We start from the raw sequence: 10,192 nt of genomic DNA on the forward strand, positions 1-10,192 counted from the left end.
GCCTCAACATCGGCAACAGCCTGGGTGCCTTCCTCGGCGGCACCGTCATCGCCGCCGGGTGGGGCCTGCGGGCGCCGCTCCTGGTCGGCGTCGGCCTCGCGCTGGCGGGCCTCGTGGTCCTGGCGCTGGCCCGGCGAGCGGAGTGGAGCGCGCGTCAGGGAGAATGACGCGCATGTCAGCGACGACCGAGCCCGAGGTGGCCGTGCCCAGCGCACCCACCGGCGGAGCCCGTCCCCGTGTCCTGTCCGGCATCCAGCCGACCGCCGACTCGTTCCACTTCGGGAACTACCTCGGCGCTCTGCGCCAGTGGGTGGACCTGCAGCGGGACCACCAGCCCTTCTTCTTCATCGCCGACCAGCACGCGATCACCGTCGAGCACGACCCGAAGGTGCTGCGCGAGCGGACGCTGCGGGCCGCGGCGCAGCTGCTGGCGATGGGGATCGACCCGACGCGCAGCGCGATCTTCGTGCAGAGCCAGGTGCCCGAGCACGCCCAGCTGTCGTGGGTGCTGCAGTGCCTGACCGGCTTCGGCGAGGCCCGGCGGATGACGCAGTTCAAGGACAAGTCGGCCAAGCAGGGGGAGGGGGCCGCGAGCGTCGGCCTGTTCACCTACCCGATCCTGCAGGCCGCCGACATCCTGCTCTACCGCCCGCACTACGTGCCGGTCGGTGAGGACCAGCGTCAGCACCTCGAGCTGACCCGCGACCTCGCGCAGCGGTTCAACCACCGCTACAAGAAGACCTTCCGGCTGCCCGAGCCCTACATCCTCAAGGCCACCGCGAAGATCGCCGACCTGCAGGACCCCACCTCGAAGATGTCGAAGTCGGCCTCCTCCCCGGCCGGCATCGTGGAGATGCTCGACGAGCCCTCGCGCAGCGCGAAGAAGATCCGCTCGGCGGTCACTGACTCGGCTACGGCGACCTGAAGAAGGACCTCGCCGAGGTCGTGGTCAACTTCGTGACGCCGTTCCGGGAGCGGACCCTGGAGCTGCTCGACGACCAGACACATCTCTCCCAGGTGCTGCACCAGGGTGCCGAGCAGGCGCGCGCGGTCGCGGAGGCGACCCTGCGCGACGTGTACCAGAGGGTGGGATTCGTCGCCCGGAGCTCCGGCTAGGGTCGGGGGCGTGCCCACGATCGGAGTCGCCGTCGCGATCCCGGACCCCTGGGGCGAGCAGCTCCAGGCCTACCGGGAGTCGCTCGGGGACCCCTCGGCCTCGCTCATCCCCACGCACATCACGCTGGTCCCGCCGACCGTGCTGGACCAGGACGGGCTGGCCGCGGTCGAGTCGCACCTGGCCGGCGTGGCGGCTTCGTGACGCTCGCGGAGGGGGCCGAGCACTGCGCGCAGCTGGCCGACGCCGTACGCCGGGGGCCGCTGGACGTGGACCTCGACTTCCCCTACCACCCGCACGTGACGGTGGCCCACGACGTGCAGGACGACTCGCTGGACCGGGCGCAGCACGAGCTCGAGGGGTTCGAGTGCGCCTTCGACGTGGAGGAGTTCCACCTCTACGTGCACGACGCGGTCGCCGGCTGGCGGCCCTACCGCGACTACGCCCTAGAGGGGGCGCCGGAGGGGGAGCGCTGACATGGCCTCGATCAAGGAGCGGATCGCTGGTCTGCGCGAGCGGTACGGCTGGATCGACCACGTGGTGCGGATGCAGGAGCACTTCGGGTCGGTGAAGGCCGGGCAGCAGGCGGGGGCGATCACGTACTTCGCGTTCCTGTCGTTCTTCCCGATCCTGGCGCTGGCCTTCTTCACCGTCGGGGTCGTCTCCACCGTCGTCGACGGCGCCAACGACGCGCTGCGCGCCGCCATCGAGTCGCTGTTCCCGGGGATGATCGGGTCCGGCGAGGGGCAGCTGCAGCTCTCGGACTTCCGCACCTTCACCGGGCTGGCCGGTGTCGTCGGTCTGGCCCAGGATGGGGGCATGACGACGTGCGACGTGGTGGTGATCGGACTCGGACCCGGCGGAGAGGCACTGGCGTCCCGGCTGGCGGGGGAGGGCCTCGACGTGGTCGCCGTGGAGTCCGGCCTGGTGGGCGGCGAGTGCCCCTACTGGGGCTGCATCCCCTCCAAGATGTTCATCCGCGCCGCGGGTGCGGTCGCGGAGACGCGGCGTGCGGCCGAGCTGGCCGGCGCGGCCACCGTCGAGCCCGACTTCTCCGTCGTCGCGCGGCGCATCCGTGAGGAGGCCACCGACGACTGGGACGACACCGTCGCCGCGGAACGCCTCGAGAGGTCGGGCGCGCGCCTGCTGCGCGGGCACGGCCGGCTGGCGGGGCCGCGGGTCGTCGAGGTCGACCTGTCCGGCGGCGGCACCACGCGCGTCGAGGCACGACGCGGCGTCGTGCTCAACCCGGGCACCCGTGCCTCGGTGCCGCCGATCGACGGCCTGGCCGACACGCCCTTCTGGACGAACCACGAGGCGCTCGAGGCGTCGGTGCTGCCGGCGACGCTCGCGGTCGTCGGGGGCGGTCCGATCGGGCTCGAGCTGGCCCAGGCGTTCGCTCGGTTCGGCAGCGAGGTCACGGTGGTCGAGGTGGGTCCGCGCATCCTCGGCCCCGAGGAGCCGGAGGCGGCCGACGTCCTGCGCGGCGCGTTCGAGCGCGACGGCATCGACGTCCGCGAGGGCGAGCGCATCGTCTCCGTGTCGCACGACGGACAACAGTTCACGCTCGAGCTCGCGTCGGGCACGCTGCACGTGGAGCAGCTCCTCGTAGCCGCCGGACGCACGCCGCAGATCTCCGACATCGGCCTCGACACCGTCGGTCTCGACCCGACGGCCCGCTCGATCGACGTCGACGACGCGATGCAGGCGGCCGACGGCCTGTGGGTCGTGGGCGACGTGGCCGGCCGCGGCGCATTCACCCACGTCTCGATGTACCAGTCCGACCGCGCGGCGCGAGCCGTCCTCGGCGAGACGCTCCCTGACTACGACGGCTCGTTCCCGCGCGTCACGTTCACCGACCCCGAGGTCGGCGGGGTCGGCCTCACCGAGAAGCAGGCCCGCGAGCAGGGGATCGACGTCCGGGTCGCGAGCACCGACCTGGCGCAGAGCTCGCGCGGCTTCACGCACGGCCCGGGCGCCGAGGGCGTCGTGAAGCTGGTGCTCGACGCCGCGCGCGGCGTGCTCGTGGGCGCGACGGTCGTCGGCCCGACCGGCGGCGAGACCGTCTCGGGGCTCGCCGTGGCGGTGCGCGCCGAGGTGCCGGTGTCCACGCTGCGCAACTCCGTGTACGCCTACCCGACGTTCTGGCGCGCCGTCGAGAGCGCGCTCGGCGAGCTCGACTGATCCTCAGGCCTTGCCGAGCAGCTCCAGCACCTGCTTCTCCAGGGTGCGGCTGACCGGCTCCCCGGGGGCGACCGCGCGGTGGCCGCCTGCCACCACGACCCCGTCGCCGAAGAGGTCGACGACGCGCGGGTCCACGTACGACGAGCGGGCGACCGCGGGGGTGTTGCCGAGGTGCTCGGCGACCTCGCGCATCGCCGCGGCGACCGACTTCTTGCGGGCCGTCTTGGTCGACGCGTCCGAGGACGACAGCGCGGCCGCGGCGATCACGGTGCCTCGCCAGGTGCGGAAGTCCTTGGCCGAGTACTCCTCGCCCAGCACCTCCTTGACGTAGTCGTTGACCGCCGTCGCGCCCAACGTCGACCACCCGTCGCCGCCCCGGTACGCCAGGAGGACGTCGCCGCCGGTCCGTCGGCGACGCAGCGGCTCGAGGGCCGCGATGAGCCGCTCGTCGCGCAGCGAGACCTCGAGGTCCTGACCGCTCTTGGCGACGTACTCGAAGACGAGCGAGTCGCCGTCGCGGCGCACGTGCTGCTTCTCGATCGTCGTCAGCCCGTAGCTGCCGTTCTCGTCGGTGTAGCGGTCCGAGCCGACGCGGAAGATGCCGAGGTCGAGCAGGCAGAAGGCGAGCGCCGCGGTGCTCCGCAGGGTCGCGTCGTCGGCCACCTCCTCGCGCGCTGCGTCCCGCGCCTCGAGCAGGGCGGTGGCGAAGCCCTCCATGTGCTGGAACTTCTCGGCGTCGCGGCGCTCGCGCCAGGCCGGGTGGTACAGGTACTGGCGGCGGCCGGCCTCGTCGGTGCCGACGGCCTGGAGGTGGCCGTTCTCGGCCGGGCAGATCCACACCTTCGTCCAGGCGGGCGGGATGACGAGCTCCTTGCAGCGCGCGACGTCGATCTCCTCCAGCGGCGCGCCGTCCTGGTCGAGGTAGCGGAACCCTCGGCCGTGCTTGACCCGCGTCCAGCCGGCCATGGACGGTGACGTGCGACGCAGGCGGACCATGCTCCGACCGTAGGCGGGGCGTCGGATGGCCGCGAGCCGAGCGGTCGTGCGGTCGGGATCGTGGCGAGCAGGCAGACTACGAGGGTGCGAGCTCTTGTCGCGGTCGTCGCGTTGTCCCTGACCCTGGCCGCCTGCACGCGCGACGGCGACGCCGGCCGTGCCGAGCCGTCCGCGTCCGCGCCGCCGACGGCCACCGCGTCCGTCGGCGACGCGAAGGGGTGCGGCAGCGTCCCCGACGACGTCACCGGAGGCACCCGCGACGTGACCCGCACGATCGACGTCGACGGCTCGGAGCGGTCGTACGTCGTGCACGTCCCGCCCGGCTACGACGGACGACGGGCCCTGCCGGTGGTCTACCTCTTCCACGGGCTGGGCAGCAACGCGCCGCAGGTGCTCACCTACTCCGGCTTCCCGACCGTGGCCGACGAGCGCGACTTCATCGTCGTGGCACCGCAGGCGCTCGAGCCCCGCCGGGAGTGGGACGTCATGGCCACCGCCGACCAGCCCCGCTCGGACGCGGCCTTCTGGCTGCAGCTGAGCGAGCAGCTCGGCGACGAGTGGTGCGTCGACACCGACCGCCAGTTCGCCGCGGGCATGTCGAACGGGTCGGCAGTGGTCTTCGCGATGGCCTGCCGCGGCGTCTACCCGTTCCGCGCCTACGGCGGCGTCGCGGCGACCTTCTACGACCAGGCCGCGTGCGGCGACGCGCCGCCGACGTCGTTCATCTACTTCCACGGGACCGGCGACGAGGTGGTGCCCTACCAGGGTGGCGAGACCCCGATCTTCCCCGTCCGCGCGGTGCAGACGGTGCTCGGCGACTGGGCCGGCCACGACGGCTGCGCACGCGAGCCGCGTCGTCAGGACGTCGCGTCCGACGTGGTCCGCGAGACCTGGCGAGGGTGCTCCGAGGGCAGCCGGCTGCAGGCCTACGTGATCGACGACGGTGGTCACACCTGGCCCGGCGCCGGCTTCGAGGTCCCGGTGCTGGGCAAGACGACGTCGTCCATCGACGCCACGAGGCTCATGGCCGACTTCTTCGGCCTGAAGGCCCCCTGACCTCGACCGCCGCCGTCGCAGGCCTCGCGGTGGGAGGGTCGCGAGCACTACCGTGAGGAAAGGCTTCCCCCGCGTCGACCCCTGGAGGGCCTCGGGCCCGGGCGCGGGGGGAGCTCGACTCGTCGGTGCCGAGTGCGGTGCTCAGGCCGGCCGGCCGACACCGTAGGGGTCGAAGGAGCTGCGCCGCTCGTCGACCTGGAGCGGACGACCGATCGGCGGCGCCGCACGCTGCGGGCAGCGAGGGCGGTCGCACGTGCGGCAGCCGGGACCGATGGGCATGACGTCGGGCTCGATGAGGTCTAGCCCCGCGCTGTAGACGAGCCGTCCCGCCTGGCGCAGCTCGCAGCCCAGCCCGATGACAAAGGTCTTGGCCGCGCTGCCGTAGCCGCCGCGTCGCCGGGTGACGGTCCGGGCCATCCACAGGTATCGCTGCCCGTCGGGCATCTCCGCCACCTGGACGTCGACCTGTCCGGGTGAGGCGAAGGCGTCGTAGACGTTCCACAGCGGGCAGGTCCCGCCGCTGCGCGAGAAGTGGAAGCCGGTGGCCGACACCCGCTTGGAGATGTTCCCCGCCTTGTCGACACGCACGAAGATGAACGGCACGCCGCGCAGCTCGGACCGCTGGAGCGTGCTGAGCCGGTGCGCCGCGGTCTCGTAGCCGACGCCGAAGTGCTCGGCCAGCACCTCGACGTCGTAGCGCAGCCGCTCGGCGGCGCGAAAGAACGGGCGGTAGGGGAGGATCAGCGCCCCGGCGAAGTAGTGCGCCAGACCGATGCGCGCCAGGGCGCGGGTGGTGTCGTCGGGCCACGTCTCGGCGTCGATCACGGTGTCGAGGACGTCGCCCGCCTCGAGGTAGGCCAGCTGCGTGGCCATGCGGAAAGCCTGCTGCCCCGGGCGGAGGTCCGGCGCGAGGCGCAGCGTCCGGGTCGCGTCGTCGTACTCGAGCGTGCTGCGCGCGTCCGGCTCGGTGGTCGCGACGGTGACGCCGTGCGCCGACTGCAGGTGACGTCGCAGGTGGTGACGCACCTCCAGACGTCGCGTCCCGATGGACCGTGCGAGGTCCTCCGCGGCGCGGTCGACGGGGTCGATGTAGTTCTGGTGGCGGTAGAAGAAGTCGCGGACGTGCTCGTGCGGCATCAGGGCCTGCGCCGCGGTGCGACGGTCCGTGACGGCCTCCAGGTGCGCGACGGCGTCGCGGTAGCGCCGGTGCAGCTGCACGATCGCCTCGGCCACCTCGGGCATGGACCCGGCGACCTGCTGCAGGTCCGACAGCGGCAGGCCGGTCGCGCCGCTGGCCTCGGGGAGCGCCTCCCGCAGCTCCGCGAGCTGGCGCGCGGTGTCGCGCGGGCTGAAGAACGCCGGGTCGACACCGAACACCTCGGTGAGCCGAACCAGCACGGTCACCGTCAGCGGGCGGGTGTCGTGCTCGATCTGGTTCAGGTAGCTGGCCGAGATCGCCAGGATCCGGGCGAGCTCGACCTGGCTGAGCCCGCGCTCCTCGCGCAGCCGACGCAGCCGCGCACCTGCGTAGAGCTTGTCCATGCGCTCACCGTAGGCGATCTGTGAAAGGTCGAGCCTTCGCAATCTTGGCAAAAGGGACGCTCTTGGTTGTCAGAACCTGGCGGGCTGCGTGCCTTCACCTCGACCGCCGCGGCCGCTGCACTGGATCCCGAGACGCCCCGGATCACCCGGACCGGGAGCAGTGCACCAGGAGCGACGATGACGAACCAGAACCCCGCCCCGACCGCCGAGCAGCTCGACGCCGCCTGGGCGTCTGACCCGCGGTGGGCGACCGTGAAGCGTGACTACACCGGTGCCGACGTCGTGCGCCTGCGCGGCACCGTGCAAGAGGCGCACACGCTCGCCGACCTCGGCGCGCGCAAGCTGTGGGACTACGTGTCCGGCCAGGTCGAGGGCGTCGACTACGTGAACGCGCTCGGCGCCCTCACCGGCAACCAGGCGGTCCAGCAGGTCCGCGCCGGTCTGCGTGCCATCTACCTGTCGGGCTGGCAGGTCGCCGCCGACGCGAACCTCGCCGGACAGACCTACCCCGACCAGAGCCTGTACCCGGCCAACTCGGTGCCCGCCGTCGTGCGCCGCATCAACAACGCCCTGCAGCGCGCCGACCAGCTCGAGCACGCCGAGGGGCAGGTGACCCGCGACTGGTTCGCCCCGATCGTCGCCGACGCGGAGGCCGGGTTCGGCGGTCCGCTCAACGCCTACGAGCTGATGCGGGCGATGATCGCCGCCGGCGCCGCGGGCGTGCACTGGGAGGACCAGCTCGCGAGCGAGAAGAAGTGCGGGCACCTGGGCGGGAAGGTCCTGGTCCCGACCCAGCAGCACGTCCGCACCCTCAACGCGGCGCGCCTCGCGGCCGACGTCGCCGGCGTGCCGACCGTCGTCATCGCCCGCACGGACGCCCAGGCCGCGACGCTCCTCACCAGCGACGTCGACGAGCGCGACCGTCGCTTCCTGACCGGTGGGCGCACCTCGGAGGGCTTCTTCGAGGTGTCGAACGGCATCGACCCGTGCATCGACCGTGGCATCGCCTACGCCGAGTACGCGGACCTGCTGTGGATGGAGACGTCCGAGCCGGACCTCGAGCTGGCGCGCCAGTACGCGGAGGCGATCAAGAAGGAGCACCCCGACCAGCTGCTCGCCTACAACTGCTCGCCGTCGTTCAACTGGAGGAAGCACCTCGACGACGCGACCATCGCCAAGTTCCAGCGCGAGCTCGGCGCGATGGGCTACACCTTCCAGTTCATCACCCTGGCCGGCTTCCACGCGCTCAACCACTCGATGTTCGACCTCGCCCACGGCTACGCGCGCACCGGCATGAGCGCCTACGTCGAGCTGCAGGAGCGCGAGTTCGGCGACGAGGTGCGCGGCTATACGGCCACGAAGCACCAGCGCGAGGCGGGCACGGGCTACTTCGACGCCCTCAGCACGACCATCAACCCGGCGTCGTCCACCACGGCGCTGACCGGGTCGACCGAGGAGGCGCAGTTCTGATGTGTGCACCCACGCGCAACGACATGCAGCTGCTCGGCCCGGTCGGGCCGCGCGACCACGAGGTGTTCAGCGACGGCGGGCTCGGCATCCTGCGCATGCTGCACGACCGGTTCGACGGACGTCGACGCGAGCTGCTGCGACTGCGTCGCGACCGGGACCTCGCGGCCGGTCCGGGCGGGCGCCCCGACTTCCTGCCTGAGACCGCCGGCGTCCGCGAGGACCCGTCCTGGCGGGTGGCGGGCGCCGGTCCCGGCCTGGAGGACCGGCGGGTCGAGATCACCGGGCCGGTCGACCGCAAGATGACGATCAACGCGCTGAACTCCGGCGCGCAGGGCTGGCTGGCGGACTTCGAGGACGCGACGAGCCCGTCGTGGCGCAACGTCGTCGACGGCCAGCTGAACCTGCACGACGCGGTCAGCCGGGTCATCGAGCACGAGGAGAACAGCAAGCGGTACGTGCTGGAAGACGGTCCGCTGGCGACGATCATCGTGCGCCCGCGGGGCCTGCACCTCGACGAGGAGCACCTGCGCATCAAGGGTGCACCCATCGCCGGCGCGCTCTTCGACTTCGGTCTCTACGTCCACCACAACGCCAGGCGGCTCATCGAGCAGGGCACGGGGCCGTACTTCTACCTGCCGAAGCTCGAGAGCCACCTCGAGGCGCGCTGGTGGGACGACGTGTTCACGCGCACCGAGCAGTGGCTGCGCATCCCGCACGGCACGATCCGCGCGACGGTGCTGATCGAGACGCTGCCCGCGGCCTTCGAGATGGAGGAGATCCTCTACGAGCTGCGCGACCACGCCGCCGGGCTCAACGCCGGCCGCTGGGACTACATCTTCAGCACGATCAAGAACCTCGGGGCCGACCCCGCCTATGTGCTGCCGGACCGCGCCGACGTGACGATGACCGTGCCGTTCATGCGTGCCTACACCGAGCTGCTCGTGAAGACGTGCCACCGCCGTGGCGCGCACGCCATCGGCGGCATGGCGGCCGTCATCCCGAGCAGGGACGAGGACCGCAACCGCGACGCCCTGGCCAAGGTCCGGGCCGACAAGGAGAGGGAGGCGGCCGCCGGCTACGACGGGTCGTGGGTGGCGCACCCCGGCCTGGTCGCGACGTGCCGCGACGCCTTCACGGAGGTGCTCGGCGACCGGCCGAACCAGGTCGACCGGCAGCGTGACGACGTCGAGGTGTCGGCTGCGGACCTGCTCGACGTGGCTGCCACGCCGGGCGAGGTCACGGCCCAGGGTCTGCGGGCGAACGTCTCGGTCCTCGTCCGCTACGTCGACGCGTGGCTCGACGGCCGCGGTGCGGTCGGGCTCGACGGGCTGATGGAGGACGCCGCGACGGCCGAGATCTCGCGCTGCCAGCTCTGGCAGTGGTGCCGGCACGCGACCCCGATCGACGGGGGCGGTGTCGTGACGCGCTTCCGCGTCGCGGCGCTGCTGGAGCAGGAGCTCGACGCGCTGGAGCAGGCGGGACGGCCGCCGGAGCGCATCGAGGCGCTGCGCCACGTCGTGCGGCGGGGTGCGCTCGGGGACGACCTCCCCGCGTTCCTCACCGACGACGCCTACCGACGTTTCCTCGTGACCCGCGAGGAGGCGGCGGCGTGAGCGACCCGCTCGCGACCGGCGTCCTCGGCGGCGACCTGACGGGTTCGGTCGCCGCCGAGGGGTGCGCCCGCGCCCGCCACGACGTGCTCCTCGTCGCGGCCGGCGCGAGCGCGCGGGACGGAGGCCGCGACCGGGTCGCGGCCTCCGTGACCCGTGCGGTGGAAGAGGAGGCCGACGGCGGGACCGACGTGGGCCTTCCTGGTCGCAGGAGAAGCCG

Annotated in this window: 9 protein-coding genes and 1 pseudogene; 8 read left to right on the forward strand and 2 right to left on the reverse strand. The window is 72.4% G+C overall.

Features of this window, described 5'->3' with window-relative positions; genetic code table 11:
- Positions 1-172: 172 nt before the first annotated feature.
- The 4 genes and pseudogenes from trpS (at position 173) to A6Q81_RS13305 (ending at position 3,298) form a co-directional block, all read left to right on the forward strand.
- A complete protein-coding gene (gene trpS, locus A6Q81_RS13290; protein WP_502692820.1) occupies positions 173-925 on the forward strand; it encodes a tryptophan--tRNA ligase in 753 nt (250 codons plus the stop codon).
- A 20-nt stretch (positions 926-945) separates the two neighbouring features.
- Complete coding sequence (locus tag A6Q81_RS17395; RefSeq protein WP_502692821.1) at positions 946-1,116, forward strand: hypothetical protein; 171 nt, start codon at positions 946-948, stop codon at positions 1,114-1,116.
- A 10-nt stretch (positions 1,117-1,126) separates the two neighbouring features.
- Positions 1,127-1,590: pseudogene (locus A6Q81_RS17295) on the forward strand (2'-5' RNA ligase family protein).
- A gap of 1 nt (position 1,591) precedes the next feature.
- Complete coding sequence (locus tag A6Q81_RS13305) at positions 1,592-3,298, forward strand: FAD-dependent oxidoreductase (RefSeq protein WP_286690754.1); 1,707 nt, start codon at positions 1,592-1,594, stop codon at positions 3,296-3,298.
- Positions 3,299-3,301: 3 nt separating this feature from the next.
- Here A6Q81_RS13305 and A6Q81_RS13310 read toward each other — a convergent pair whose 3' ends face one another.
- Entirely contained in the window at positions 3,302-4,294 is a 993-nt protein-coding gene (locus tag A6Q81_RS13310) for a DNA topoisomerase IB (RefSeq protein ID WP_286690755.1), read from the reverse strand.
- 84 nt (positions 4,295-4,378) lie between these two features.
- Between A6Q81_RS13310 and A6Q81_RS13315 the strand changes: the two genes are divergently transcribed.
- On the forward strand, positions 4,379-5,350 hold the full coding sequence (locus A6Q81_RS13315; RefSeq protein ID WP_286690756.1) for a CE1 family esterase: 972 nt from the start codon (positions 4,379-4,381) through the stop codon (positions 5,348-5,350).
- Between the two features lie 141 nt (positions 5,351-5,491).
- Here A6Q81_RS13315 and A6Q81_RS13320 read toward each other — a convergent pair whose 3' ends face one another.
- Positions 5,492-6,892 carry a short-chain fatty acyl-CoA regulator family protein gene (locus tag A6Q81_RS13320; RefSeq protein ID WP_286690757.1) on the reverse strand — a complete coding sequence of 467 codons (1,401 nt, stop codon included), beginning with the start codon at positions 6,890-6,892 and terminating at the stop codon, positions 5,492-5,494.
- Positions 6,893-7,069: 177 nt separating this feature from the next.
- Between A6Q81_RS13320 and aceA the strand changes: the two genes are divergently transcribed.
- The 3 genes from aceA to A6Q81_RS13335 all read left to right on the forward strand — a co-directional run.
- A complete protein-coding gene (gene aceA / locus A6Q81_RS13325) occupies positions 7,070-8,362 on the forward strand; it encodes an isocitrate lyase (protein WP_067859194.1) in 1,293 nt (430 codons plus the stop codon).
- Entirely contained in the window at positions 8,362-9,975 is a 1,614-nt protein-coding gene (gene aceB, locus A6Q81_RS13330) for a malate synthase A (RefSeq protein WP_286690758.1), read from the forward strand. Before aceA ends, aceB begins: the two co-directional genes overlap by 1 nt.
- A partial coding sequence (locus A6Q81_RS13335) for a hypothetical protein (protein WP_502692822.1) occupies positions 9,972-10,192 on the forward strand: 221 nt, incomplete at its 3' end. The genes aceB and A6Q81_RS13335, both read left to right, overlap by 4 nt.

Origin of the sequence: Aeromicrobium sp. REDSEA-S38_B2 (genome assembly GCF_001628525.1) — a bacterium.
In the GTDB taxonomy this organism is placed as follows: Bacteria; Actinomycetota; Actinomycetes; order Propionibacteriales; family Nocardioidaceae; genus Aeromicrobium; species Aeromicrobium erythreum.